Below are 25,971 nucleotides of genomic sequence, written 5' to 3'. Positions count from 1 at the left end.
TTTCAAGGGAATATTGACTTTGGGGCACTCGAGTGGCGGCCGCGTTGAGAGTTCAGGTGCAGTTCCAGCTGATCGGTGCACTTTTCCGTAGGTCGGCCGAGCCCCATTGCGGGACTTCGTCGCGAGGCGTAATTTTCAACTCTACGTAGCTCATTCGAAAGCATCTATCGGGTTCGGCCTAGCGGGAGCGAGCAATGGCGGATGTCCCATGGCACCTTTCCGGTGACTATTTCGAGAATTGCAGTTGCAGCATCGTGTGTCCCTGTCTGGTGTCGGCGGCGCCGCCGTTGACCGCGAGACCGACCGAGGGCTTCTGCAACGTACCGCTGATCTTCCACATCGAAAGCGGACGCTATGGTGAGATCGCGCTCGATGGACTGAATGTGCTCGTCATCCTCCACGCACCTGGGGTCATGGCGGACGGAGATTGGTCGATCGCCGCCTATATAGACCAGCGCGCCAGTGATGAGCAGACCGAGGCCCTGGCTGCGATCTTCACCGGCGGTGCCGGCGGTCCGATGGCCGCGTTCGCGCCGCTGATCAGCAAGAACCTGGGGGTGCGCAAGGTCCCGATCACGTTCCGGATCGACGGCAAGACGCGGTCCGCGGAAATCCCCGGCATCCTGCACATGTCCGTCGATCCCCTGCCAACCATGCATCCGAGCGGGGAGATGTGGGCGAACATCGGCCATCCGGTCAGCCCCGATGCCATGGTGATGGCCGTCGGCGCCGCGGGCAATACTTTCAGCGATCATGGCATGCGCTGGGATAACTCCGGCAGGAACGGCCTCTATGCGCCGATCCGCTGGTCGAACCAGGCGTGATGTAGACTTCCGATACCGGCCTGCGTCAGGGCCGCCAATTTCGATCGCAAATGAAGGACAGCCCACTTGAAACCGTGCTGCGTCGCGATCGCTGGATCGTCGGCGGCGCGATCGGCCTCATTGTCGCGCTGGCATGGACCTATGTGCTCTGGCTCGCCCACGACATGGACATGGGCGGCATGGACATGACCGGATTCCGCATGATCCCGGCCGGGATCGGAATCATGCCGCCGACGAGCGAGCCGTGGCGAACCTTCGAGTTCGCCTACGTGCTCCTGATGTGGGCGGTGATGATGATCGGAATGATGGCCCCCTCGGCTGCGCCCATGATCCTGATGTACGCCCGCGTAGGCCGACAGGGCAAAGCACAGGGCAAGCCGTTCGCCGCGACCGGCTGGTTTGCGGCCGGTTATCTCCTCGCCTGGTGCGGCTTTTCGCTGGCAGCCACCTTTCTCCAATGGGCGGTCGAGCGGGCCACCTTGCTGGATCCCGGATGGCGCTCGCAAGCAACCTGCTCGGCGCCATCGTGCTGGTCGCGGCGGGTGTCTATCAATGGACGCCGTTGAAGAACGTCTGTCTCGCCCAATGCCAGTCGCCGTTTCTGTTCCTGATGCGCCATGGCGGCTTTCGTAGCGACTTGCGCGGCTGCCTGCTGCTGGGACTTCGGCACGGAGGCTATTGTGTCGGTTGCTGCTGGATCTTGATGGCGCTGTTGTTCGTCGGCGGAATAATGAACGTGCTCTGGATCGCGGTTTTGGCGCTGCTTGTCCTCCTGGAGAAAGTTACGCCGATCGGACGATGGATCGCGCGCGCTGCAGGGATTGCATGTGTGGCCGCGGGCGCCTGGCTGCTGGTGTTCTTGCCGCAGTCGTGAGCAACCTCTGAACGGGCCGCCGCTCGTCCTTCGAGCCGTCCGGCATTTTGCCTGCCCCGCCGCTCCGTGCAGGGCAAAGAACAATCACTTGAACGTTCGTAACTCCAGCTGAGTCGCAAAACGGCTTGACGAGGACGCCGACAATGAATGTAATGTTATAACATTACATATCTGGTCCCGATGCCCAACCGTCACCCTATCCCCTTGAAAAGACTGTTCGATCTCCATGCGCAAACTCCCCGTCACCGTCTTGTCCGGCTTCCTCGGGGCTGGAAAGACCACTTTGCTGAACCACGTCCTGAACAACCGGCACGGCCTGAAAGTGGCGGTGATCGTCAACGACATGAGCGAGGTGAACATCGATGCGGATTTGGTCCGTGGTGGCGGTGCGAACCTGTCCAGGACTGACGAGAAGCTCGTCGAGATGACCAACGGGTGCATCTGCTGCACGCTGCGCGACGACCTCCTGAAGGAGGTGCGCGCCCTCGCCGAAAACGACCGGTTCGATTATCTGCTGATCGAATCCACCGGCATCTCCGAGCCGCTGCCGGTTGCAGCGACCTTCGACTTCCGTGCCGAGGACGGCGAAAGCCTCTCCGACGTGGCACGCCTCGACACCATGGTCACCGTGGTCGACGCGGTGAATCTTCTGAGGGATTATTCATCGACGGATTTCCTGGAGCTGCGCGGCGAAGCGCTGGCGAACGACAAGCGCACGCTGGTCGATCTGCTCGTCGAGCAGATCGAATTTGCCGACGTGATCGTGCTCAACAAGGTCGATGACGCCTCGCCGGCACAACGCGAAGCAGCGCGAAAGATCATCCGCGCGCTTAATCCGGAAGCGGAGCTGATCGAAACCAACCACAGCCGGGTCGCCTTCGATCGCATTCTCGACACCGGCCGGTTCGACCTCGAAAAGGCGCAAGCGCATCCGCTCTGGTTCAAGGAACTCTACGGCTTTGCCGATCACGTGCCGGAGACGGAGGAATACGGCGTGAGCAGCTTCGTCTATCGCGCGCGCCGGCCGTTCGATCCCGAAAGATTCGACAAGTTCGTGCGAGAGCCCTGGCCCGGCGTCATTCGCGCCAAGGGACATTTCTGGCTGGCAACGCGGCCGCAATGGCTGGGCGAGATCAGCCAGGCCGGCGCGATCACGCGCACCGAGGCCCTTGGATTCTGGTGGGCGAGCGTGCCTGCAGAACGCTGGCCGGACGACCCGTTCTGGCGCAAGCGATTGCGCGCGAACTGGAACGACGTCTATGGCGATCGTCGTCAGGAAATCGTGTTCATCGGCGCGGGCATGGACGAGCGCGCGCTCCGCGCACGCCTGGATGCCTGCCTTGTGCCGGGCAAGCCGGCCATGAACGTCACGGAATGGGCGAAGCTCGCAGACCCGTTTCCGGTCTGGCGGCGCGCGAACGAAGTCGTGGAACGCGAATGAGCAACGTCGTCCGCTTCGTCTCGAAATCCGAACTCGAGCGGCAGCGCCTCATCCGCGAGGCGCGTGCGATCTACGACAGCATCTTCCCGCCGGACGTCCCCGCCAGCGGCTGCGCGCATGATCCGTCAGATCAATGGGCGGCGCACGAGGCGGCCGCCGAAATCCAGCCCAAATAATAATAAGGGATGAAGGTGGTGCGCTCGGAGGGACTCGAACCCCCACGATTTTACTCACTGCCACCTCAAGGCAGCGCGTCTACCAGTTCCGCCACGAGCGCTTTGGGGATGCCGGCTTGAGGCTTGAAGGCCGGCCGGATCAACGGCGCCGATCTAACAAATCCATCAGAGGGGTACAAGCCTGCAAAGGCCCTGAATTCCACAGCTTTGCAGGAAAGTTCCTGGCCTTCCCCCGAATCGGCCCTTACCGCAGGTCCAGTGCCCTACCGCATGCCCGGGCCGCGACCACGTCCCCCTATCGGGTCCCCGGCGTGCGCGGCAGCATCTGCTTGACCTCGACCGCGATCCGGTTGCGGTCGACCAGCACGACGCCGGAGGCGACCGGCAGATTATTGGCCAAAACCTTGACCTCATCGGCCTCGGTTGCGTCCAGCTCGATGATGGCGCCGCGGGAAAGACGTAATACTTGATGGATCGGCATCGTGGTCGTCCCGAGGACGACCATGAGATCCACGGTGACTTTATCGAGAGTGGGCACTGTCAGGACCGCCGCAACCAGGGACTAAGGACCAAGGACTTAGAACAAGGCCTTGGCATTTGCGCCTGCAATGATCACCACGTTATGGTTAGCCAATGGTTAATTTGCCCCAAAACCCGCGCCAAGAGCTGGATTTGACGTCGTTTTCGGCGTCCCGCGGCCAGCCCGTGGAGTGGCGCATCTCCGACGCGCCAGTGCCCTATCCGGAGGCGGTGGCCGCCATGGAAGCCCGGGTCGCCGCCATTGCCGCGGGCGAGGCCCCGGAGCTGGTCTGGCTGCTCGAACACCCCCCGCTCTACACCTCCGGCACCTCGGGCAAGGACAGCGACCTGCGCGATCCCCGATTCCCGATCTTCGCCACCGGGCGCGGCGGGCAGCTCACCTATCACGGGCCGGGCCAGCGGGTTGCCTATGTCATGCTTGACCTCAAGCGCCGTCGGCCGGACGTCCGGGCCTATGTCGCGAGCCTGGAGGAGCTGATTCTGCGCACGCTCGCCGCCTTCAATGTCCGCGGCGAGCGGCGCGAGGACCGGGTCGGCGTCTGGGTCAGGCGGCCCGACAAGGGCGAAGGTTACGAGGACAAGATCGCGGCGATCGGCGTACGGCTGAAGCGCTGGGTCTCGTTCCACGGCATCGCCATCAATGTCGAGCCGGACCTGTCGCATTTCGCCGGCATCGTACCGTGCGGCGTGGTCGATCCCCGCTACGGCGTCACCTCTCTGGTCGATCTCGGCCAGCTCGTGACCATGGCTGAGGTCGACATCGCGCTTCGGCAGGCGTTCGAGGAGCTGTTCGGGCCAACCAAGGCGTTGGTGCCGGAAGCGGCCGCCTAGCATTGCTTCCTGAACAATTCCGAAGTTCAGTTCCGGGCAGCAAGCTGACGATCAGGCCGCGGGTGAGATGGCTCACCCGCGGCTTCAGCCTCACGCCGCCTGCAGCGACACGTCGAGCTTGCCGGCGATGTAGCGGCGCTCCTGGGTGAGGCCGCCGAAACCGTAGGCATCGCCCTTGACCTCGTCGACATGCGCATAGGTCTCGGGATGCAGCGGGCCCAAAATCTCGGCCATGCGCTTGAACATGGCGGCGAGATAGGCCGCCTTTTCGTCCTTGGTGTTGGTGCCTTCGGTGACGTGGATATCGAGCCAGTAGCTGGCGAGCTTCTGCTCGGCGAGCGACTTGCCGCCGGCGAACCAGTCACCGGCCTCCACCGATTTCACGATGATGGCAGTCACCTTGGGATCCTTGTGCAGGATTTTTGCCGTGAGCTCGGACACGGCGTTGGCGATGTCGGCCTTCAGCGAGGGCGACTGGCGGGACGAGGCGTAGGACACGGTGATCAGCGGCATGGTGGCTCTCCTCAAGATGCAGCGCGGGATTTGCGCGGCGTTGGTGAGAAGCTAGACCTCCCCTCGCCATTTTGATATCTTATCTCTATTGATACCAGTGATAATGATACATAATGACAGCCACCCTCGACATCGCCACGATCAAGGCCTTCCTGCTGGTCGCCGACCTCCAGAGCTTCACCCGCGCCGCGGAGGCGCTAGGCACGACCCAGGCGGCGGTCAGTCTCAAACTGCAGAGGCTGGAAACATTGCTGGCAAAACGCCTCGTCGAGCGCTCGCCGCGCGCGGTCCGGCTCACGGCCGAAGGCGCCAGCTTCCTCGATCGCGCCCGCGCGCTGATGGCGGCGCATGACCGCGCGCTGTCCGGCGAGGCCCCGGCTGCGCAATCGCTCTCGCTCGGCATCTCCGATCACGCGGCAGGCCCCGAACTGGTCCCGCTGCTGGAACGCCTGCACGCGATGTCGTCAAATCTCACCCTCGCCGTCACCATCGGCTTCTCGCGCGAGATGCAGGATGCCTATGACGCCGGCGAACTGGATGCTGTGATCGTGCGCCAGGAAGGCAGCCGCCGCGGCGGCGAGAAGCTGACGGAGGACGGGTTCGGCTGGTTCGCCGCACGACGCTTCACGCTGCCGAAGGGCGAAGCGCTGCCGCTTGCGACCCTCGCCCCGCCCTGCGGCGTCCGCGCCGTCGCCGTGCGCGCGCTCGACAAGGCCGGTCTCGCCTGGCGCGAGCGCTTCGTCGGCGGCGGCGTCACCGCGGTGGTCGCGGCGGCGCTAGCGGGACTTGCGATTGCACCGCTGGCGCGGCGGATCGCACCTCCCGGGCTGGTCGACATCGGGCCCGCGCACAAGCTGCCCAAACTCGGCAGCTCGAAGGTGATGCTGCATTCGAAGGTCAGCGATCCCGCCAAGCTCGCGGCGCTACGCGCGGTGGCGGCGACGTTCCGGAGTGCGGCGGCGACCTGATGCCTCACAGGATCGCCTCGAACGCGCTACGCAGCGTCTCGTGCCGGAACACAAAGCCCCGGCTCAGCGCCTTGTTCGGCAGCACTCGCTGACCGCCAAGCAGCAGCTCGTCGGCGAAGCCGCCGCCGATCCGGCGCAACAGGCCGCCGGGAATGCGGAAGATCGCTGGCCGATGCAGGCGGCGGCCGAGCTCCTCGGTGAACTTTGCGTTGGTGACGGGGATCGGCGCGGTGGCGTTGACGGGGCCCGACAGATCGGGCGTTGCCATCACATAGGCGATTAGCCGGATCAGATCGTCGCGCTCGATGCAGGACATCCACTGCCGCCCGGTGCCGATGGGACCACCGAGGCCGAACTCGAACGGCGTCAGCAGGCGCGTGACGAAGCCGCCTTCGGTGCCGAGCACGAGGCCGATGCGCAAACAGACCACACGGACGCCGAGCTCTTCCGCCGGCCACGCCGCCTTCTCCCACGCCGCGCAGAGCTCGTGGCTGAAACAGGCGTGCGACTTGGCGGACTCCGTCAGTACCTGGTCGGCCCACAATCCGTACCAGCCGATCGCGGAGCCGCTGACCAGCACCTCGGGCTTGCGATCGAGCCGTGCGATCAGTTTGACGACCTCACCGGTCATGTCGATGCGTGAGCCAAGAATCTTCGCCCGCTTCGCCTCGGTCCACAAGCCGTTGCCGATCGGCTCGCCGGCGAGATTCACGATGGCGTCGATCGGCGTGTCCGAAGCGAGCTGATCGAGGCTGGTGATCAGCGTGACCGGCGGCGGCAGCATCTCGGCCTTGGCGGGGTGCCGGATCAGCGCGATGACGTGATGCCCTGCGGCGCTGAGGCTCGCCGCGAGGCGACTGCCGATGAAGCCGGTGGCGCCCGTGATCAGCACGGTCTTGCGGCCGGGGAGCTTCTCGACGAGCCCCTCGGCGGGAACGCTGCGCATGCGGCCGAGCCGACGCATCGCTGCAAAATCCCTGAGGCCGCACAGCGCGGCACCTACCGCGCAGGCGGTCGCGGCGATGCTGAGCAGACCCTGATAGACGACGATCACGCCAAAGGGCTGCATTGCCCAGTCGATCAGCACGGGCAGCAGCAGCACCAGAATGGCGCCGTAATTGATCGCGAGCAGCGTGTGGTTGATGCGCTCGCTCGGCGGCAGTTTCCGGCTCAGATCCTCCTCGACGAAATCCATCAGCGTGATGACGATCTCGGCGACCAGCACCGCGACGATCAGGAGCGCCAGCAATCCATAAACCTCGAGCCAGCCGAGCACGAGGAATAGCAGCGCATAGAGCATGTTGCGGATGCCATGCAGCTTGAGCTCGAAGCGCTGCGACACCCGCCAGGCCAGGCGCTCGGTGAATTCGTGGTGATAGAAGGTGTCGAACACGCCCATCACGATCTGGATGGCGATGAGCGTCCACAACAGCGGCGTCATGATACGGCCTCCCTGAAGGTGGCGGACTGGTGGATCAGCGCGCCGAAACGTGGATGAATGACATCGAGGGTGAAGCGGAATGCGCCCTCGCCGAGATCGCGGTGCGTCACCGTGAGATCGCCCGGCGTGAGCCAGCGCGGCAAGGGGATCCACAGGCGTCCGAGCTGGAGCCCATAACCGGCGCTGCGGAAGGTCAGCGTCTGGTCCTCGACCGCGGTGCGGAGCGCCATCGAGACGCCGAAGCCGACATATTCCTCGAGCCCGGTCGGACCGGCAAAACGCTTGGCGGAATGGATCACGTGCGGAAAGCCGCGCTTGCGCGCGCAGATGCGGGTCCAGGTCTGACCGCCGGTCGTGCCGTCCTCAGTCACGGTAACGATCATGGGAACACCGGTGTCGCGGCCGGTCGGCAGCGGCCCGCCGATCAGACGCGCAGCCTGGGCGAACCACCAGCCGATCTCGCTGAAGGAGACCTCGTCGACCACGCCGACATAGACGACGCTCTCGCCGTCCGCGACGCGTTTGGAGAAACGCCGCCAGGTCGCGAGCGGCAGGCGGCCCCAATCCTCGTCCGACAGCAGCGCGCGGAAACGGCGGTCGTCGAGCAGTTTGGTGTGAGTGGAGGTCGATGCGTTGGAGCCTGATAATCGAGCCGACGTCATCGCACCCTCCTCAGCGCTATTTGGCCTTGCCCAGCGGCAGCAGGCTGACGATCTTCTCGCCAAGCCGCATCAAGGCGACCAGCCGCGGCCGCGGCACCTTCAGCATCTGCATGAACCAGTGATCGGCGAGCTCGGTGAAGGCAAGCATCTCCTTCAGCCGCTTGGCTGCGACCGGATTGATGGTGGGATCGCCGGCGGCATCGGACACGCAGGCCCTGAGCGCCGTGATCGCCGGATCGAGCTCCCGCTCCTTGCGCCGCGCCGCTATCCTGGCGGCGACCTCCCAGATGTCGGTCTCGGCCTCGTAATGGTCGCGGCGGTCACCGAGGATCGGCACCCGCCGGATCAGGTTCCAGGCGAGCAGCTCCCTGAGTGAGTTGGAGACGTTCGAGCGGGCCATGCCAAGCGTGTCGGCGATGTCCTCGGCGGTCATCGGCGCCTCGGCGAGATAGAGCAGCCCGTGAATCTGGCTGACCGAGCGATTGACGCCCCACTCATCCCCCATATCGCCCCAATGCAGGATGAAGCGCTCGACGGCGCTTGGGAGTTTCTTCTTTCCGGTTATTTCTGTCATTACAGAAATATCTGACGATAACGTCCCCTTGTCAAGCGGGCTTCGTCCCGTATACGGGTGCGGGATATCTGCCTAAAAATGTCCCAACTTCAGGGAACCATCCGCTTTCTGTGGCGTTTGCTCCCGTCGAGGCAGGGTCCCGGAATGATCGGAAAGTTCAGTCAACAGCGAGACTTGTTCGAGAGCGAGCGCAGTTTCCGGCTGTTGGTTGAGGGAGTTGCGGACTACGCGCTCTATATGCTCGATCCCAGGGGGATCATCACCAGCTGGAATATCGGCGGCGAGCGCATCAAGGGCTATTCGCCCGGGGAGATCCTCGGCCAGCATTTCTCCCGCTTCTACACCGAGACCGACCGTGCCAACGGCAAGCCGGCCCGCGCGCTCGGCATCGCCAGGGAAAAGGGCCGCTATGAGGAGGAAGGCTGGCGCGTCCGCAAGGACGGCACCTTCTTCTGGGCAAGCGTCGTGATCGACCCGATCTACGAGGACGGCGAGCTGGTCGGCTTCGCCAAGATCACACGCGACATCACAGAACGCCGCAATACGCAGCTCAAGCTCGAGGCGATGCAGAAGCAGCTCGCCGAGTCCCAGAAGTTCGATGCGCTGGGACAGCTCACCGGCGGGGTCGCGCACGACTTCAACAACCTCCTGATGATCATCAGCGGCAGCCTGCACATGCTGAAGCGGGGTCCCGACGACGCGGCCAAGGTTCAGCGCGCGATCTCGGCGATCGAGACCGCCACCAAGCGCGGCGCGGCGCTGACCAACCAGCTCCTCACCTTCGCGCGGCGGCAGAGCGTCAATCCGCAGGCGATCGATTTCGCCGAACGCATCGCGGAGATCCGCGAGGTGCTCGATGCCGGCGTCGGCAGTTCCGTACGCCTGGCCTTCGACATCGGCCACGATGTCTGGCCGGTCAAGACCGACGCCTCCGAGCTCGAGACCGCGATGCTCAACCTCGTCATCAATGCCCGCGACGCGATGCCCGACGGCGGCACGGTGACGATCGGCGCGCACAATGTCGTGCTGGACGAGGCGCCGCTTGCCGGCGACTTCGTCGCAATCGACGTCACCGATACCGGGCTCGGCATTCCCTCCGACGTTCTCGACAAGATCTTCGAGCCGTTCTTCACCACCAAGCCGATCGGAAAGGGCACCGGCCTTGGCCTGTCCCAGGTGCACGGCTTCGCCCATCAGGCCGGCGGCACGGTGAAGGTCGCAAGCGAACTCGGCAAGGGCACGACGTTCACCATCCTGTTGCCGCGCGGAGAAGACACGCCGTCGCGAGAGACGGCTGGGGGACCATCCTTCCAAGGCAGCGGCACGGTGCTGCTGGTCGAGGACAATCCCGACGTGGCGCTGGTCAGCATCGGTCTGCTGGAGCAGCTGGGCTACCACGTCCGCCGGGTCGCCGACGCCGAAGCCGCCTTGCGCGAGATCGAGAAAAACGGCGTCGACTTCGTGTTCTCGGACATCGTCATGCCCGGCAAGATGGACGGGCTCAGCCTCGCCCATCGCCTCCGTCAGATCCGCCCTGGCCTGCCGATCCTGCTCGCCACCGGCTACAGCGACGTCGCCGCCGGCGTGCGCGGCGATTTCCCGATCCTGCGCAAGCCCTACGAAATCCACGAGCTGAGCGAAGCAATCGCCAAACTGCCAAGGTGAGGCTTCGTCTTCACCTCTCCCCGTAAGAACGGGGCGAGGGAGCGCATCATCTGTGCGGCGAGACCGCCCTACACTGTCGGCAACACCGAGAACGCTTCCCCTGCCCTGCGCAGGTTCAGCTCATCCGCGCTGGCCGTCTCACTCGTCACGCTGTCGACGCGCGAGGACGGGGGGCCATGGCGGCATAGCGCGACCATGTCGGCGACGTGCTTTGGCGCGCCCGCGAACAGCGCTTCGACGCAGCCGTCGCGGCGGTTGCGGACCCAGCCTTCAAGGCCGCTCGCAGTCGCCTGGTACTCGACCCAGGCGCGATAGCCGACGCCCTGGACGCGGCCGCGGATCATCACCTGAAGGATCGCCCGGCTCATTTTTTCAGCCCGAGAAAGTCGGCGCTACGCGCCTTGACGTCGGCCTCGCGCATGACGCGGCTGGTCAGGTCGGATGATGCCAGACCTCTCAGCGCCTTCGGCGCCGTGCCCTCGCGCAGCGCTTTCTGCGTTTCATACACGGCTTGCGTCGCAGCGGCGATCGGCGCGTGGCCCTGAAGCGCGATACGCACGCGCTGGCCGGCGAGATAGTCGAGCGCGCTCAGCTCCTCCGGCGCACCACCGAGCACGATTGGCAGGCGCGTGGCGGCCGCGACGGCCTCGAGCTCCGCGCGCGACTTGATGCCGGTGAAGAACAGCGCATCGACCCCGGTCGCTTCATACGCCTGCGCGCGGCGGATCGCGTCCTCGATCGAGGTGATCGAGGCAGCTCCCGTGCGGCCCATGATGACCAGCGAGGCATCGCTGCGGCCATCGAGCGCGGCCTTCATCTTGCCGACGCCTTCCTCAAGCGAGATCAGCTGCGTCCTCGCCTCACCGAAGGCAGCCGGCAGCAGCGTGTCCTCGATGGTGAGACCGGCGGCGCCGGCCGCCTCCAGCTCCTGCACCGTGCGACGAACATTGAGCGCATTGCCGTAGCCGTGATCGGCATCGACCAGCACCGGCAGCACTGCGGCGCGCGACATCCGCCGCATCTGCTCGGCAAGCTCGGTGAGCGTGATCAGCGTGACGTCGGGGTCGCCGAGCACGGCGAGCGAGGCGACCGAGCCGCCGAACATGCCGAGCGGAAAGCCGAGGTCCTCGGCGATGCGGATCGAGATCGCGTCATAGACCGAGCCCGGATGGATGCAGGCCGAGCCCGACAGGATGAGGCGCAGTTTCTCGCGGCGGGAACGAAAGGCCATGGTGCCTCACTCCAAAATCCTCATCCTGAGGAGCGCGCTCTTGCGCGCGTCTCGAAGGATGCAGGCCCGGCTGTGGCCTCGCCCTTCGAGACGCCGCGCAAGCGCGGCTCCTCAGGGTGAGGGTCGACTGTCGTGCTCCGGAGCGCCTTACGCAAACTCCAGAATCAGCGCGTCCACCGCGAGCGTCGCGCCCGCGCTGGCGTGAACCTTCTTCACGGTGCCGTCCTGCTCGGCGCGCAGCACATTCTGCATCTTCATGGCTTCGACCACCGCGAGCGTCTCGCCGGCCTTGACCTCCTGCCCTTCGGTCACCGCGATCGAGACCACGAGCCCGGGCATCGGGCACAGCAGCTTCTTGCCGGTGTCGGAGGCCGTCGTCACCGGCATCAGCCGCGCCGAGGTCGCTTCCGCTTCGGTCCAGACATAGACGGGGACCTCGACGCCCTGATGCGCGAGGCGAATGCCGTTCGGAATCGGCCGCGCCTGCACCGCGACGAAGTGGCCGTCGATGGTACCCTGCCAGACCGGATCGCCCGGCTTCCACGGCGACTGCAACAGATGCGCATTGCCGGCCTTGCCCTCAGCATCGACGAAGCGGATCGCGATCGCATCACCTTCGCGCGCGACCTCGAGCTGGATCTCCTGGCGGTCGAGCCAGACCGCGCGACGGCGCTCGCGCTGCACGACGCGGCCGCCCAACTGACCGGAGATCTGCCGCTTGCGTTCGCCGAGCACGTGATCAATGGCGGTGCCGACCGCGGCGATGCGCCGGGCGACCTCGCCTTCCGGCACGCGCACGGCAAAGCCCTTGGGAAATTCCTCGGCGATGAAGCCGGTCGAGAGCCGTCCCTCGCGCCAGCGCGGATGATGCATCAACGCCGACAGGAACGGGATGTTGTGCCTGATGCCGTCGACATAGAACGAATCCAGCGCGGTCGCCTGCGCCTCGATCGCGGCCGCGCGCGAGGGCGCATGCGTGACGAGTTTTGCGATCATCGGATCGTAATGGATCGAGATCTCGCCGCCCTCCTGCACGCCGGTGTCGTTGCGGATGGTGATGCCGTCGTGGCTCACTTCCGCCGGCGGACGATACTTCACGAGCCGCCCGATCGAGGGCAGGAAGTTGCGGAACGGGTCTTCGGCGTAGAGGCGCGATTCCACCGCCCAGCCCGTCAGCGTGACGTCCTTCTGCGCGATGGCGAGCTTCTCGCCGGCGGCAACGCGGATCATCTGCTCGACGAGGTCGATGCCGGTGACGAGCTCGGTGACGGGATGCTCGACTTGGAGGCGCGTGTTCATCTCCAGGAAGTAGAAGCTCTTGTCCTGCCCCGCGACGAACTCGACGGTGCCGGCGGAGTCGTAATTCACGGCCTTGGCCAGCGCGACGGCCTGCTCGCCCATCTTGCGGCGCGTGGCCTCGTCGAGCAGCGGCGACGGCGCCTCCTCGATGACCTTCTGGTTGCGGCGCTGGATCGAGCATTCGCGCTCGCCGAGATAGATGACGTTGCCGTGCTTGTCGCCCAGCACCTGGATCTCGATGTGGCGGGGATCGACGATGAATTTTTCGACGAAGACACGATCATCACCGAACGACGCCTTGGCCTCGGCCTTGGCGAGATTGAAGCCCTCGGCGACCTCGGCCTTGGAATGGGCGATGCGCATGCCCTTGCCGCCGCCGCCGGCGGAGGCCTTGATCATCACGGGGTAGCCGATCTCGTCGGCGATGCGGACCGCATGCTTGTCGTCCTCGATGACACCGAGATGGCCGGGCACGGTCGAGACTTTTGCTTTTGCGGCGGCCTTCTTGGACTCGATCTTGTCACCCATCGCCGCGATAGCGCCGGGGTTCGGGCCGATGAAGACGATGCCGGCGGCCTCCAGCGCGCGCGGAAACGCCTCGCGCTCGGACAGGAAGCCGTAACCGGGATGCACGGCTTGCGCGCCCGTCTTGCGGCAGGCCTCGACGATCTTCTCGATCACCAGATAGCTCTCGGCTGCCGCCGGCGGGCCGATCAGCACGGCCTCGTCCGCCATCTCGACATGAAGGGCGTCGCGGTCGGCTTCGGAATAGACGGCGACCGTCTCGATTCCCATCTTGCGGGCAGTCTTGATGACCCGGCAGGCGATTTCGCCGCGATTGGCGATCAGAATGCGTTTGAACATGCTTTTCTTGAGTCTCGACCTTGGGCGGGACCCTTCCCTGGCCGTTGGAGCCTATGGGACGGGCCGTGTGGCTCCCGTGGTACATCAAAATGGGCCGGAGGCAACGGTCTAAATCCGGGCCATCTGGCGTACCAGCGCAAGACCGAAACGGGCTCGGCGAGCCCTAGGGACGCCCTGCGGCGTCCTGCGCCTTCCCAGACTTGGCGACGTCCCGGACCAGGCCATGAATGAAGCCCAGCTTGCCGACCACGGCGGGCGACAGGATGAAGGGATAGAGGTCGCGCAGGCCCATGGCGCGGTTGACGCTGTTCATGGCGAAGGTGAAGGGCAGCCATGCGTTGACCAGCGCCTCGACGTCCCTGGCCTCATAGGGGTTGAAACGGATGCGCGCCGTCAACTCCCCGTCGCGGTCGACCTTGGGACGCACCTCCATGCCGAACTCGGCGGCCATCTCCAGGGTGTCGACGATGTGAAGATAATGCGCCCAGGTCTCGGCGAAATCTTCCCAGGGGTGCATCGTGGCATAGGCCGAGACATAGTTCTGCTGCCAATCCGGCGGCGCGCCTTCGGCATAGTGACGCTGCAGGGCCTGGCCGTAATCGGCGGAATCGTCACCGAATACCGCGCGGCATTCCTCGAGCTTGCCGCCGCCCTGCACCAGCACATCCCAGAAATAGTGCCCGACCTCATGCCGGAAATGCCCGAGCAGCGTACGGTAGGGTTCTCCCATCTCGAGCCTGCGCCGCTCGCGCTCGATGTCGTCGGTCTCGGTGAGCGCGATCGTGATCAGGCCGTTGTCGTGGCCGGTCATGACCTTCTCTGCGCTGTTCGGATCGTCGGCAAGGAAATTGAAGATCAGACCATGTTCGGGATCGTCTTGCCGGGCCTGGAGCGGCAGCTTCCAGCGGATCAGGGAATAAAACAAACGGTGTTTCGCCACCTCCAGCTCGCGCCAGCCGGCAAGCTGGGCGGGGTCGGACAAATCCGGCACGATGCCGTTGTGGCGGCATGCGCGGCAATAGCCGTTGCTCTCGCCCGTATCCGTCAGCCAGTTGCAGGCATCGTACTCGGCATTCCGGCACAGCATCCGGCTTTCGCCCTTGTCGGCCAGGATTCGCCAGGCCTCTCCGTCGGGCTCGATCGCCGACATTGTCTCCTTCTCCGGCAGGAAGGCGACCCGATGGCCGCAGCGTTCGCAGGCACGGTTCTCGAAATAGAGAACGTTGCCGCAGGCCTGGCAGACAAAGAGCTTCAAGATTTATCCTCTTCGGAAAGAGAGCCTTATCAAAGACGTTCGTGACGCCTCGCGAAGACGCCTCCGCCGGCCGATCGTTCCAGTCTCCGGAACAAATTGCCAGACCCAGCGTTTCACCGCCGTCCGTTTCATGGCGCCTTTCCCAGCCCAATCCCTCTAAACAATGGCCATCACGCTCCGTCTGTGTGAATATCGGTCCGGCACGTGCGCTCCCGCATGACAACGGCCGATGCCTTGAACGATCCCTTGCCCGAGACCATCGCTGCCGAAAGGCTGCGCCAACACCTCGAAGACGTCGCGCGCGAGCGCGACAACGCCTATCGCGCGCTCCAGGAGCGCGAGGCCGAGCTGGCGCGCATCCAGCGCATCGGCAAGGTCGGCGGCGTCGAGGTCGATTTTCGCGAAGGCTTCAAGAACCGCCGCTCGCCCGAATACCTGATGATCCACGGCCTGCCGCCGGAGGCTGCGGAGGAATCGCACGAGGATTGGGTCAATCGCATCCATCCCGACGACCGCGACGCCACCGTCAAGCACTTCATCGAGGCTCTCGCCGGTACGAGCGAAGACTACAGCGCCGAGTACCGCATCGTCCGCCCCAATGACGGCGAAACCCGCTGGATCCGGGTCGTCGCCAAGATCGAGCGCGACAAGGACGGCCGCGCCATCCGCCTCGTCGGCGCCCATATCGACATGACCGACCAGGCGCTCGCGCGCGAGACGCTGCGCGAGAGCGAGGAGCGCTTTCGGCTGATCGCCGACAGCGCGCCGGTGCCGATCTGGGTGACCAAGCTCGATCGCAAGCGCTCCTTCGCCAACCAGGCCTATGTCGATTTCGTCGGCCTGCCCTACGATCAGGCCATCGACTTCGACTGGCGCAAGGTGCTGCACCCCGACGACCTGCCGCACGTGCTGCAGCAATCGGTCCAGGGTGAAGCGTCACTCAAGCCCTTCGTGCTGGAAGCGCGCTACAAGAATGCCGGCGGCGAATGGCGCTGGTTGCGCTCGGAATCGCAGCCGCGCTGGGACCCGACCGGCAAGCATATCGGCTTCATCGGCGTCGCCCACGATATCACCGTCGCCAAGCAGGCCGAGATCGAGCTCAGGCGGCTCAACGAGACGCTGGAAGAGCGCATCGCCGAGCGCACCGCCCAGCTCGAATCCAACGAGGCGCGGCTGCGCGCGATCCTGGAGACCAGCAATCAGTATCAGGGCCTGGTCAATCTTAGGGGCGAGCTGCTTTACGCCAACAACACCGCACTCGACGGCATCGGGGCGAGCTCGTCGGATGTGATCGGAAAGCCGTTGTGGGAGACGCCCTGGTTCAGCGCGACGGAGGGCATGAGCGCGCTGGTGCGCGAAGCCTTCCACACCGTGCTCAAGGGCGAAGCCGTGCGGCTGGAGATGCGGCTGCGCCTTCCCATCGGCGAGCGCGATTTCGACTTCGGCATGCGCCCCGTGCTGGACCGTCACGGCAACATCACCGGCGCCGTCCCTGAAGCCGTCGACATCACCGAACGCCGGCGCGGCGAGGAAGCGCTGCGGCAGTCGCAGAAGATGGAGGCGATCGGCCAGCTCACCGGCGGTGTCGCCCACGACTTCAACAATCTTCTCACCATCATCCGCTCGGCCACCGATTTCCTGCGCCGCCGCGAGCTGCCGGAGGAGCGCCGCCGCCGCTATGTCGATGCCATCTCCGAGACCGTCGAGCGCGCCTCCAAACTGACCGCCCAGCTTCTGGCGTTCGCGCGCCGGCAGCCGCTGAAGCCGCAGATCTTCAACGTCGGCAGCCAGGTCGAGGGCGTCGCGCAGCTGGTCCGGCCGCTGGTCGGCGGCCGTATCGACATCGCGGTGGAGATTCACGATGCCGACTGCTTCACCGTCGCCGACATCGCCCAGTTCGAGGCCGCGCTGATCAACCTCGCCATCAACGCCCGAGATGCCATGAACGGCGAAGGCCGCCTGATCATCGCCGTGCGCAAGGTTTCCGGGATTCCCAGCCTGCGCGCGCAATCGGCGCGCGGCGGCGACTACGTCGCGATCTCCGTCACCGACACCGGCAGCGGCATCGCGCCGGAACATCTCGACTCGATCTTCGAGCCGTTTTTCACCACCAAGGAGGTCGGCAAGGGCACCGGCCTCGGCCTCAGCCAGGCTTTTGGTTTCGCCAAGCAGTCCGAGGGCGACGTCGCGGTGACGAGCACCCAGGGCAAAGGCGCGACCTTCACCATCTATCTGCCGCAGGCACAAAGCCCCGCGACCGACAAGGAGGCCGCGGCGCTGACCCATGAGGCCGCGGCCACCGGGCGCGGCTATCGCGTGCTCGTGGTCGAGGACGACGACGAGGTCGGCCGCTTCTCCACCGAGCTGCTGGAAGATCTCGGCTACGTCGTTCGCCGCGTTGCCAACGCCAACGCCGCGCTGGCGATCCTCGGCGAGAACGAATTTGCCGTCGACCTCGTGTTCTCCGACGTCATCATGCCCGGCATGAACGGCGTCGAGCTCGCCGGCATCATCCGCGAGCGCTATCCGGGCCTGCCCGTGGTGCTCACCTCCGGGTACAGCAACGTGCTCGCCGAAAACGCCCATCGCGGTTTCGAGTTGATCCAGAAGCCGTATTCGGTGGAATCGCTCTCACGCATCCTGCGCAAGGCGATCACGGAGAAGCTATCGGTGGCGCGGTGACGCGAGCCGAGATTTGAGGCTGGCGGATCGATCCGGGGCACGGTAGTCAGGAGCGGTTTTCCGGAGATCAACTTGCCGACCGTGCCGTCTGACGCCATCTGGGCCTGGAGCATCATCGTCGTCGCGACAGCAGGCGTCATCATCCGCCCCTTTCGCCTGCCCGAGGCGGTCTGGGCGGTGATCGGCGCGAGCGTCCTGGTGCTATCAGGCTTGCTGCCGTGGCAAGACGCGCTTGCCGGCATCGAAAAAGGCCTCGACGTCTATCTCTTCCTGATCGGCATGATGCTGATCGCCGAGCTCGCGCGCCTCGAGGGCCTGTTCGACTATCTCGCCGCGCTCGCGGTCGAATACGCGGCCGGCTCGCCGCAACGGCTGTTCCTGCTGATCTATCTCGTCGGCACGCTCGTCACGGTGCTGCTCTCCAACGATGCCACCGCGATCGTGCTGACGCCCGCCGTCTATGCCGCAACGCGCGCAGCCGGCGCCAAGCCACTGCCCTATCTTTTCGTCTGCGCCTTCATCGCGAATGCCGCGAGCTTCGTGCTGCCGATCTCCAATCCCGCCAATCTCGTCGTGTTCGGTGCGCGTATGCCGCACCTGACGGAATGGCTGCGTATGTTCGCCCTGCCCTCGGCGGCCTCCATCCTGCTGACCTACGTCGTGCTGCGCCTGACCCAGCACCGGGCCCTGAAAGAGGAGACGATTGCGCGCCGCGTGCCGCATCCAAAACTCGGCCGCGGCGGCAAGCTGACGGCGATCGGCATCGTCGCGATCGGCGCCGTGCTGATCACGGCGTCCGCGCTGGACAAGCAACTGGGCCTGCCGACCTTCATCTGCGGCGGCGTGACAGCCGCGATCGTGCTGCTGCTCAGCCGGCAGTCGCCATTGCCCGTGCTGCGCGGCGTGTCCTGGAGCGTGCTGCCGCTGGTGGGTGGGCTCTTTGTCATGGTGGAGGCGCTGGTCAAGACCGGCGTGATCGCGCAGCTCAGCGCGCTGCTGCATGAAGCAGTCGCGCAATCCGTCCCGCAAGCCGCCTGGAGCGTCGGCATCGCGACCGCAATCGCGACCAACATCGCCAACAATTTGCCCGTGGGCCTCGTCGCTGGCTCGGTCGCGTCCAGCGATCATCTGCCCGCGCCTGTCGTCAGCGCCATCCTGATCGGCGTCGACCTCGGCCCCAATTTGTCGGTGACCGGCTCGCTCGCCACCATCCTCTGGCTGGTCGCGCTCCGGCGGGAGAAGATCGAGGTCGGCGCCTGGCCGTTCCTCAAGCTTGGCCTGGTGGTGACGCCGCCCGCTCTGATCGCTGCGCTGGCAGCGGCAATCAGGTAACGCAGGCCCCCGGCCTTCGAAATTAAGCGCAAGCTATTTGCGGTGCGTCAATGCCGGCAGCGACGCTGCGGCTAGAATTCCATTGTCGTGCCAATCAGACGGATATGACGCGGCAAGGAAGGTTCATCATGCAGATCCAATCGAAAGCGTTGCCGCAGAGCTCCTTTCTGCGTCGCGCGATCCGGAGCCTCACCGCAGCAAGCGAGAGCGGTGTCGAGACGGCCCATCCCCTGCTGGTCTTCTCCGCAGTGGCGTTGTTCACACTGTTCGTCATCGTGGAGGTCGACCTCCACTCCGCCCAGCTTCAGGCGCTCGGCCTGCTCGGCCATGGCATGGGCATCGATCCGGTCTTCCTGAGCCCGTAGTCGCCGGCCCCAGCGTTCCGAAATCAGTCCCGATCGCGGCGACGACGCCGCGACCGGGAAGCGCATCGTCAGTCGTTCTCGTAGCCGTAGACTTCCGGCAGGATGAAGATCGCGGCGAGCAATCCGATCAGCGGGAAGATCGCGACCATCAGCGTGGCATTCGCCTGCCCGATCGCGGCGAACACCGTCGGGAACAGGAAAATCGCCAGGAACGACGGCAGCTTCACGAACATGTAGGCGAAGCCGCTGGCGGTGCCGCGATATTTCGGCTTGGCGACCATGGTCGGGATCGTCATGCAGTTCGACGCGTCCCAGTAATGGCCCCACAGCATCGCGGCGGCTGCGAACGGCAGCAGGATCTTGTTATCGGTGTAGAGCGCGAAGGCCGCGACCAATAGCGAGGCGAACACGATCGAGAAGCCGGCGATCGCGATGCCGCGGTGGCCGATCTTCGGCGTCAGCAGCGGCCCGACCCAGCCGGACAGAGCGGCGAAGGAGAACAGCGCCATCGTCACCAGGTTGATGCCGAGCACGCTCGACACGCCGACCATCACGAACAGTACCGGCAAATAGAACGCGAAGGTGGAGAACTCGCTCGCCTGGGTGAAACAGGCGATCCAGCCATACAGCGTGGCGCGCCAGCGAATCGGGTCCTTCTTGAGGTCGGCGAGGAACGCACGGGTGCTGGTTTTGGGAACCACCACGTCATGATTCGGCAGCATGTCGAGATTGTCGTTGAACATCTCGCGCGCGACCTGCTTGGCCTCGCGGTAACGTCCCTTCTGCACCAGCCACACCGCCGTCTCCGGCACGTCGTGGCGCATCAGAAGGATGATCAGCGCCGGCACCGCGCCGAGGCCGAGCGTGACCCGCCACAGCATCTCGTGCTGCATGTCGATCAAGAGGAAGATCACGATAACGCCGATGGTCAGGACCTCGCCGACCGCGAACATGAACTGCCAGCGATTGCCCATGACCTCCCGCTCGCCCTTGGCCATGGATTCCATGATGTAGGTGTAGCCGGTCGAGATGTCCGAGCCGAGCGGGATGCCGAGCAGGAAGCGAATCACGATGAGCCAGGTGACGTCAGGCACGAAGGCCTGCGCCAGCGCCAGCACGATGAACATCACCATCGTCACCAGGAACATGACGCGGCGGCCGATCTTGTCGGACAGCCAGCCGCCCAGCAGCGCGCCGATCAGGGCCCCGCCCTGCGTGCCCGCCGCGGCAAGGCCCAGCATCAGCGCCGTGGGATTGTACTGCTCCTTGATGAAGATCAGCACGAAGGCGATCGAATAGAGGTCCCAGGCTTCGACCAGGATCGAGGCCATCATCAGCCAGCCGACCTTGTTGCCCTTGGGACTGTAGTTCGTGATGAGGTAGCGGACCGCGGCTTCGCTCGCGGTCGGTTGTGGCATCGCCATCGTTGTCATGCTTGGTCCTCTTTTCAAAACTCGCTACGTGCCGAGCAGCGGCTCGATGCTGCAATCGAGCAGGCGCGGATCGATCCCCGCTTCCATGCCAGTGAATATCTCGCCCATGTAGTCGATCAGCGCATCGCTCGCCTTCACAGCGTCATCGACGCGGCGGCTGGCCACCGCGGCGAGAATGGCGAGATGACAATCGATCGTGCCCGACAGATCGGCCTGCCCCGGCATGAAGCGGTGGTGGATGTAGCCGATGCGCCGGTACAGCGTGTGCAGCGGCCGCAGCGTGTGCACCAGGAACGGCTCGCCGGCGGCTTCCAGCACCAGCGCGTCGATGCGGCGGTCGATGCTGTTGAATTCGTCGAGGGTGAGGCTGGCGCGGCGCTCGCGCAGGAGACGCTCGATGTGCAGCGCCTGATTGCGATGCGAGAGGCTGGCGCGATCGGCCGCAAGGCGGATCACGAACCGCTCCATGTCGCGGCGCAAGGCCAGCAGCATGCGTTCGCGTGCAAGGTCGATCGGGGCAATGTGCAGGCCGTGGCGCGGACGGATGATGATGAGCGTATCGGCGGACAGACGATTGACGGCGTGGTGCACCGGCGTGCGTCCGAAGCCGGTGATCTGCTGCAATTCCAGCATGGTCATGAACTGACCGGGCTTGAGCTCGCAATGAACGAGGAGCTCCTCGATCCTCTGATAGGCCAGCTCGAAGAAGTTGAGGCGATTGCGCCGGGAGGGCCTGCCCTCGCCGTCATCGTCGCTTCTCACCACTTCGAGCGCGCGCTTGCGCCGTGCCATGTCGTCCTCCCTGCCACCCTGCTCGCGCTGCCGAGCGGCGGCTTATTTGTGATATCCTTAAAACATGTTGTGATATATTACAAGCGGGCGTATGACTGCCCGCCGGCATCGCCGGTTTTGACCGGCATAGACACGAACAACAAGACGGGCGCGAGGCGCCTTATCATGGGAGGACTGTTGCAGTGAAGATCACTTCGATCGAGACCCTGCGCACCGAGGAATTCTCCAACGTCATCTGGGTGCGAATCCACACCGACACCGGCGTGATCGGGCTCGGCGAGACCTTCTATGGCGCGGGCGCGGTCGAGGCGCAGATCCACGACACCTTCGCCGGCCGCCTGCTCGGCCGCAATCCCCTGCACATCGAAGCCATCCACCGCGACATGCTGAACCTGCCGATGGCGCAGTCCTCCACCGGCGTCGAATACCGCGCGGCGTCCGCGATCGACATCGCGCTGTGGGACCTGTTCGGCAAGGTCTGTAGTCAGCCGGTGCACCAGATGCTCGGCGGCCTCTGCCGCGACAAGCAGCGCATCTACAACACCTGCGCCGGCACGCAATATGTCCGCTCGACCAATATCAGCCCGGTCGCGAACTGGAATCTCGGGGCGTCCAAGGGCCCCTATGAAGACCTTGATGGCTTCATGAATCACGCCGATGCACTGGCCGAGAGCCTGCTGGAAAGCGGCATCTCCGCGATGAAGATCTGGCCGTTCGATCCGGCGGCGCAGGAGAACAAGGGCCTTTACATCACCGCCGCGCAGATGAAGCAGGCGATCGAGCCGTTCGAGAAGATCCGCAAAGCGGTCGGCGACAAGATGGAGATCATGGTCGAGCTCCACTCGCTGTGGAATCTGCCGACCGCCAAGCAGATCGCCCGTGCGCTCGAGCCTTACAAGCCGACCTGGTACGAAGACCCGATCCGGATGAACTCGCCGCAGGCGCTGGCCGAATATGCCCGCTCGACCGACGTCTGGGTCTGCGCCAGCGAGACGCTTGGCTCGCGCTTCCCCTACAAGGACATGCTCGACCGCGACGCCATGCACGTGGTGATGGCGGATCTTTGCTGGACCGGCGGTCTCACCGAGGGCCGCAAGATCGCGGCGATGGCCGAGACCTATCACCGGCCCTTCGCGCCGCACGATTGCATCGGCCCGATCGGCTTCATCGCCGCCATCCACATGTCGTTCAGCCAGCCCAACACCCTGATCCAGGAATCGGTGCGCGCCTTCTACAAGGGCTGGTACAATGAGCTCGTCACCACCATGCCCGTGATCAAGGACGGTTTTGTTTATCCGATGGAGGGACCCGGTCTCGGCGTCGACCTTCTGCCCGCCGTATTCGACCGCTCAGATCTCACCGTGCGCCGCTCCAACGTCTAAGGACTTTCTGACATGAGCACCTCTCTTTTCGATCTCTCCGGGCGCACGGCGCTCGTGACCGGCTCCTCCCGCGGCCTCGGCCGCGCCATCGCGGAAGGCATGGCCAAGGCCGGCGCGAAGATCATCGTCAACGGCGTCGATCCCAAGCGAGTCGAGCAGGCTGTCGCCGAGTTTCGGGCCGCCGGGCATCAGGCCGAAGGCGCAGCCTTCAACGTCACCGACGAGCCCGCGATCGTCGCGGCGTTCAACGACTTCGACAAGAAGAACATCGCGGTCGACATCGTCGTCAACAATGCCGGCATCCAGCACCGCAAGCCGCTGGTGGAGTTCACCACCGACGAATGGCGCAAGGTGATCGAGACCAACCTCACCAGCGCCTTCGTGATCGGCCGCGAGGCCGCCAAGCGCATGATCCCGCGCAAGCACGGCAAGATCATCAATATCGGCTCGCTCGGCAGCGAGCTCGCCCGGCCCACCATCGCGCCCTACACCGCGGCCAAGGGCGGCATCAAGAATCTCACCCGCTCGATGGCGGTGGAATGGGCCCAGCACGGCATCCAGGCCAACGCGATCGGCCCCGGCTACATGCTGACCGACATGAACGAGGCGCTGGTCAACAACACCGATTTCAACAATTGGCTGATGGGCCGCATCCCCTCCAAGCGCTGGGGCAAGCCGGACGAGCTGGTCGGTGCCGCGATCTTCCTGGCGTCGGACGCCTCGACCTATGTCAACGGCCAGATCATCTATGTCGATGGCGGCATGATCGCCGCGATGTGATCCGCGAACCAGGAGCAAGCCATGCGCGCTGTCGTCATCCACGCCCCGAAGGATCTGCGGATCGACACTTACCCGGATCCGGCCCCCGGCCCGGGCGAGGTCCGCGTCAAGATCGCCAATGGCGGCATCTGCGGCTCCGATTTGCATTACTACCATCACGGCGGCTTCGGCGTGGTGCGCATCCAGCAGCCAATGGCGCTGGGCCATGAGATCGCCGGCGTGGTCGCGGCCGTCGGTGACGGCGTCACCAGCGTGAAACCGGGCACGCGCGTTGCGGTCAATCCGAGCAGGCCATGCGGCCAGTGCCTGCATTGCCAGGAAGGCATGCGCAACCAGTGCGTCGACATGCGCTTCCTCGGCAGTGCGATGCGCTTCCCTCATGTGCAAGGCGGCTTTCGCGAGTTCATCACGGTCGAAACCACGCAGGCGGTGCCGATCGCGGACAAGCTCTCGCTGGCGGAAGCCGCGGTCGCAGAGCCGCTCGCGGTGTGCCTGCATGCCGGCAAGCAGGCCGGCCCCCTGCTCGGCAAGCGCGTGCTGATCACCGGCTGCGGCCCAATCGGGGCGCTGATGATCCTGGTGTCGCGCTTCGGCGGCGCCGCCGAGATCGTGGTGACCGATGTGGCCGAGGCGCCGCTCGCGGTCGCCAGGAAACTCGGCGCGACGCACGCCATCAATGTCGCAGCCAATGCCAGCGCACTCGATCCCTGGCGCGCCGGCAAGGGCGTGTTCGACACGCTGTTCGAAGCCTCCGGCAATCAGGCGGCGCTGCGCAGCGCGCTCGACGTGCTCCGCCCAGGTGCGACGCTGGTGCAGCTCGGCCTCGGCGGCGAGATGACGCTGCCGATCAATTCCATCGTTGCCAAGGAATTGCAGCTCCGCGGCACCTTCCGCTTCGATCCCGAGTTCGAGCTCGCGGTACGGCTGATGGGCGAAGGCCTGATCGACGTGAAGCCGCTGATCACGGCCACCATGCCATTCGAGAACGCGGTCGCCGCGTTCGAGCTCGCCAGCGACCGCTCGCAGTCGATGAAGGTGCAGCTTACTTTCTGAGCATGATCCGGAAAAGTGTGCAGCGGTTTTCCGAAAAGATCATGCTCAAACAAAGATCTAAAGAGCGATGAGTCTCATCGCTCTTTAGCTGCGCCGGCAGCCTGCTGGCTCTCGATCAGCCGATCGCCGACCAGCCGCACCGCGCCCCGTTTCCAGGAATAGTCCGCGCCGAGGCGCAGGCCGCTGTCGCCACGCGCCAGCACCGCGCCGGTGCGGGCGTCGCGCAGCTGGAAGCCGAAGGTGTATTCGGTGCGGCTGACCCGCCGCACCACGCCGATCAGCGATTGATCCGCGCCGAGCTCTTTTGCAATCGCGGCCTCGCAGCTGCCGCAGTCGCGTAACGCGCGCGCCTTCGCCGCCTCGCCGCTCGCGCTGCCGACGTCGACGATGCGGTAGCGGCCGGACTGGCCGAGCACGTCACGCACGCCGCCGGTGGTCTCGGCGAGGTACGATGCGTCCGAAGCGGCCGAGGTGCCCCCCGATGCGGCCGTCATGTCCTCCAGCTCGAAATCGAACACGGCGAGCGCGACCGGCGCAGGCGTGCCGAGCGCCGCAATGACCTCGCGGGCGAGGAACGCCTCGGCACGGTCCCAGGCCTCGTCGTTGTCGCCGCGGAATGTGTAGAGCTTCTCGAACAGGACCTTCTTGGCCGCGGTATCGATCACGGCGACCCGCGCCCATTGCACCAGCGTGCTCGTCTTCTGGACGCCGCCGACGACCTTGAATTTTGCATCGGCTTGCCCGGCGGGCGTAAGCTGGTAGCGCTTGTCGGCCCCGACATCCCGCCGCAGCGCGGCCATGAACGCGCCCAGCTGCTTCTCGTGGGCGGCGGTCTGGTCGACCGGCTCGCCGGACGTATCCAGATACTGGAAGTCCTCGATCGACACGCCGGCCGGTGCGGCGGCCGCCGCCTCGGTGCCCGCGCCGGCAGGCCGGACACCCACGAGGACAGCAAGGAGAAAAGCAGGGAGGATCAACCGGGAGAGGTGCATGA

General features: G+C 65.1%; 24 protein-coding genes, 1 tRNA gene and 1 pseudogene. 13 read left to right on the top strand and 13 right to left on the bottom strand.

Going from position 1 to position 25,971, the window contains the following annotated elements; all coding sequences use genetic code 11:
* Nucleotides 1-194: 194 nt before the first annotated feature.
* From GGD66_RS23245 to GGD66_RS23230, 4 genes and pseudogenes are all read left to right on the top strand, one after another.
* On the top strand, nucleotides 195-824 hold the full coding sequence (locus tag GGD66_RS23245) for a DUF1326 domain-containing protein (RefSeq protein ID WP_183259090.1): 630 nt from the start codon (nucleotides 195-197) through the stop codon (nucleotides 822-824).
* A 164-nt stretch (nucleotides 825-988) separates the two neighbouring features.
* Nucleotides 989-1,698 (top strand): annotated as a pseudogene (locus GGD66_RS23240) (DUF2182 domain-containing protein).
* A 226-nt stretch (nucleotides 1,699-1,924) separates the two neighbouring features.
* Nucleotides 1,925-3,139 carry a zinc metallochaperone GTPase ZigA gene (gene zigA / locus GGD66_RS23235; RefSeq protein ID WP_092260046.1) on the top strand — a complete coding sequence of 405 codons (1,215 nt, stop codon included), beginning with the start codon at nucleotides 1,925-1,927 and terminating at the stop codon, nucleotides 3,137-3,139.
* Nucleotides 3,136-3,315 carry a hypothetical protein gene (locus tag GGD66_RS23230; protein WP_092260048.1) on the top strand — a complete coding sequence of 60 codons (180 nt, stop codon included), beginning with the start codon at nucleotides 3,136-3,138 and terminating at the stop codon, nucleotides 3,313-3,315. Before zigA ends, GGD66_RS23230 begins: the two co-directional genes overlap by 4 nt.
* 16 nt (nucleotides 3,316-3,331) lie before the next feature.
* On the opposite strand, the gene GGD66_RS23225 is transcribed toward GGD66_RS23230, so the two are convergent.
* Nucleotides 3,332-3,416, bottom strand: a tRNA-Leu gene (locus GGD66_RS23225).
* A 194-nt stretch (nucleotides 3,417-3,610) separates the two neighbouring features.
* Nucleotides 3,611-3,853, bottom strand: a complete 243-nt coding sequence (locus GGD66_RS23220) for a FliM/FliN family flagellar motor switch protein (RefSeq protein ID WP_011088012.1) — start codon at nucleotides 3,851-3,853, stop codon at nucleotides 3,611-3,613.
* A 95-nt stretch (nucleotides 3,854-3,948) separates the two neighbouring features.
* Here GGD66_RS23220 and lipB point away from each other — a divergent pair, with 95 nt between their 5' ends.
* Nucleotides 3,949-4,686 carry a lipoyl(octanoyl) transferase LipB gene (gene lipB / locus GGD66_RS23215; RefSeq protein WP_092260050.1) on the top strand — a complete coding sequence of 246 codons (738 nt, stop codon included), beginning with the start codon at nucleotides 3,949-3,951 and terminating at the stop codon, nucleotides 4,684-4,686.
* A gap of 90 nt (nucleotides 4,687-4,776) precedes the next feature.
* Here lipB and GGD66_RS23210 read toward each other — a convergent pair whose 3' ends face one another.
* A complete protein-coding gene (locus GGD66_RS23210; protein ID WP_092260052.1) occupies nucleotides 4,777-5,199 on the bottom strand; it encodes a 4-oxalocrotonate tautomerase family protein in 423 nt (140 codons plus the stop codon).
* Nucleotides 5,200-5,312: 113 nt separating this feature from the next.
* On the opposite strand from GGD66_RS23210, the gene GGD66_RS23205 reads away from it, so the two are divergent.
* Complete coding sequence (locus tag GGD66_RS23205) at nucleotides 5,313-6,167, top strand: LysR family transcriptional regulator (RefSeq protein WP_092260054.1); 855 nt, start codon at nucleotides 5,313-5,315, stop codon at nucleotides 6,165-6,167.
* 4 nt (nucleotides 6,168-6,171) lie between these two features.
* On the opposite strand, the gene GGD66_RS23200 is transcribed toward GGD66_RS23205, so the two are convergent.
* From GGD66_RS23200 to GGD66_RS23190, 3 genes are read right to left on the bottom strand one after another with little or no spacing between them, the layout of a single operon-like run.
* Nucleotides 6,172-7,608, bottom strand: a complete 1,437-nt coding sequence (locus tag GGD66_RS23200; RefSeq protein WP_183259089.1) for a TIGR01777 family oxidoreductase — start codon at nucleotides 7,606-7,608, stop codon at nucleotides 6,172-6,174.
* Complete coding sequence (locus tag GGD66_RS23195) at nucleotides 7,605-8,270, bottom strand: DUF4166 domain-containing protein (RefSeq protein WP_183259088.1); 666 nt, start codon at nucleotides 8,268-8,270, stop codon at nucleotides 7,605-7,607. Before GGD66_RS23195 ends, GGD66_RS23200 begins: the two co-directional genes overlap by 4 nt.
* A 16-nt stretch (nucleotides 8,271-8,286) precedes the next feature.
* Nucleotides 8,287-8,844: a GbsR/MarR family transcriptional regulator gene (locus GGD66_RS23190; protein ID WP_183259087.1), complete on the bottom strand. Its 558-nt coding sequence runs from the start codon at nucleotides 8,842-8,844 to the stop codon at nucleotides 8,287-8,289.
* A gap of 144 nt (nucleotides 8,845-8,988) precedes the next feature.
* On the opposite strand from GGD66_RS23190, the gene GGD66_RS23185 reads away from it, so the two are divergent.
* Nucleotides 8,989-10,509 carry a PAS domain-containing sensor histidine kinase gene (locus GGD66_RS23185; RefSeq protein WP_092260062.1) on the top strand — a complete coding sequence of 507 codons (1,521 nt, stop codon included), beginning with the start codon at nucleotides 8,989-8,991 and terminating at the stop codon, nucleotides 10,507-10,509.
* Between the two features lie 68 nt (nucleotides 10,510-10,577).
* Here the strand turns inward: GGD66_RS23185 and GGD66_RS23180 are convergent, their stop codons facing one another.
* From GGD66_RS23180 to GGD66_RS23165, 4 genes are all read right to left on the bottom strand, one after another.
* A complete protein-coding gene (locus tag GGD66_RS23180) occupies nucleotides 10,578-10,877 on the bottom strand; it encodes an acylphosphatase (protein ID WP_018320639.1) in 300 nt (99 codons plus the stop codon).
* A complete protein-coding gene (locus tag GGD66_RS23175; protein WP_183259086.1) occupies nucleotides 10,874-11,740 on the bottom strand; it encodes an oxaloacetate decarboxylase in 867 nt (288 codons plus the stop codon). The genes GGD66_RS23180 and GGD66_RS23175 overlap by 4 nt, the downstream gene beginning before the upstream one ends.
* Before the next feature lie 147 nt (nucleotides 11,741-11,887).
* On the bottom strand, nucleotides 11,888-13,903 hold the full coding sequence (locus GGD66_RS23170; RefSeq protein WP_018320641.1) for an acetyl/propionyl/methylcrotonyl-CoA carboxylase subunit alpha: 2,016 nt from the start codon (nucleotides 13,901-13,903) through the stop codon (nucleotides 11,888-11,890).
* Between the two features lie 163 nt (nucleotides 13,904-14,066).
* The gene (locus GGD66_RS23165) at nucleotides 14,067-15,158 is read right to left on the bottom strand and encodes a putative zinc-binding metallopeptidase (RefSeq protein WP_183259085.1); all 1,092 of its coding nucleotides are present in this window, start codon (nucleotides 15,156-15,158) and stop codon (nucleotides 14,067-14,069) included.
* Nucleotides 15,159-15,362: 204 nt separating this feature from the next.
* Between GGD66_RS23165 and GGD66_RS23160 the strand changes: the two genes are divergently transcribed.
* The 3 genes from GGD66_RS23160 to GGD66_RS23150 all read left to right on the top strand — a co-directional run bounded on the left by GGD66_RS23160 (nucleotide 15,363) and on the right by GGD66_RS23150 (nucleotide 19,537).
* Entirely contained in the window at nucleotides 15,363-17,840 is a 2,478-nt protein-coding gene (locus tag GGD66_RS23160; RefSeq protein ID WP_179738504.1) for a PAS domain-containing sensor histidine kinase, read from the top strand.
* An 81-nt stretch (nucleotides 17,841-17,921) separates the two neighbouring features.
* Entirely contained in the window at nucleotides 17,922-19,172 is a 1,251-nt protein-coding gene (locus tag GGD66_RS23155; RefSeq protein ID WP_183259154.1) for an arsenic transporter, read from the top strand.
* Between the two features lie 128 nt (nucleotides 19,173-19,300).
* The gene (locus GGD66_RS23150; RefSeq protein WP_026202394.1) at nucleotides 19,301-19,537 is read left to right on the top strand and encodes a hypothetical protein; all 237 of its coding nucleotides are present in this window, start codon (nucleotides 19,301-19,303) and stop codon (nucleotides 19,535-19,537) included.
* A 68-nt stretch (nucleotides 19,538-19,605) separates the two neighbouring features.
* Here GGD66_RS23150 and GGD66_RS23145 read toward each other — a convergent pair whose 3' ends face one another.
* Nucleotides 19,606-20,970, bottom strand: coding sequence for an MFS transporter (locus GGD66_RS23145; protein ID WP_018320646.1), 1,365 nt, complete (start codon nucleotides 20,968-20,970; stop codon nucleotides 19,606-19,608).
* 24 nt (nucleotides 20,971-20,994) lie between these two features.
* Entirely contained in the window at nucleotides 20,995-21,762 is a 768-nt protein-coding gene (locus tag GGD66_RS23140; RefSeq protein ID WP_018320647.1) for a GntR family transcriptional regulator, read from the bottom strand.
* Nucleotides 21,763-21,944: 182 nt separating this feature from the next.
* Here GGD66_RS23140 and GGD66_RS23135 point away from each other — a divergent pair, with 182 nt between their 5' ends.
* From GGD66_RS23135 to GGD66_RS23125, 3 genes are read left to right on the top strand one after another with little or no spacing between them, the layout of a single operon-like run.
* Nucleotides 21,945-23,144 carry a mandelate racemase/muconate lactonizing enzyme family protein gene (locus GGD66_RS23135; RefSeq protein WP_183234569.1) on the top strand — a complete coding sequence of 400 codons (1,200 nt, stop codon included), beginning with the start codon at nucleotides 21,945-21,947 and terminating at the stop codon, nucleotides 23,142-23,144.
* A 12-nt stretch (nucleotides 23,145-23,156) separates the two neighbouring features.
* The gene (locus tag GGD66_RS23130; RefSeq protein ID WP_091957176.1) at nucleotides 23,157-23,924 is read left to right on the top strand and encodes a glucose 1-dehydrogenase; all 768 of its coding nucleotides are present in this window, start codon (nucleotides 23,157-23,159) and stop codon (nucleotides 23,922-23,924) included.
* A 21-nt stretch (nucleotides 23,925-23,945) separates the two neighbouring features.
* The gene (locus tag GGD66_RS23125; RefSeq protein ID WP_183259084.1) at nucleotides 23,946-24,977 is read left to right on the top strand and encodes an L-idonate 5-dehydrogenase; all 1,032 of its coding nucleotides are present in this window, start codon (nucleotides 23,946-23,948) and stop codon (nucleotides 24,975-24,977) included.
* Between the two features lie 74 nt (nucleotides 24,978-25,051).
* Here the strand turns inward: GGD66_RS23125 and GGD66_RS23120 are convergent, their stop codons facing one another.
* Nucleotides 25,052-25,969 (bottom strand): DUF3280 domain-containing protein, encoded by a 918-nt coding sequence (locus GGD66_RS23120; RefSeq protein ID WP_183259083.1) that lies wholly within the window; start codon nucleotides 25,967-25,969, stop codon nucleotides 25,052-25,054.
* Nucleotides 25,970-25,971: the final 2 nt, after the last annotated feature.

This window comes from Bradyrhizobium sp. CIR48, from assembly GCF_014198315.1.
Lineage (GTDB): Bacteria > Pseudomonadota > Alphaproteobacteria > Rhizobiales > Xanthobacteraceae > Bradyrhizobium.
Note: the sequence above shows the minus strand (reverse complement) of the source record. Positions and strands in the feature narration are given on the sequence as shown.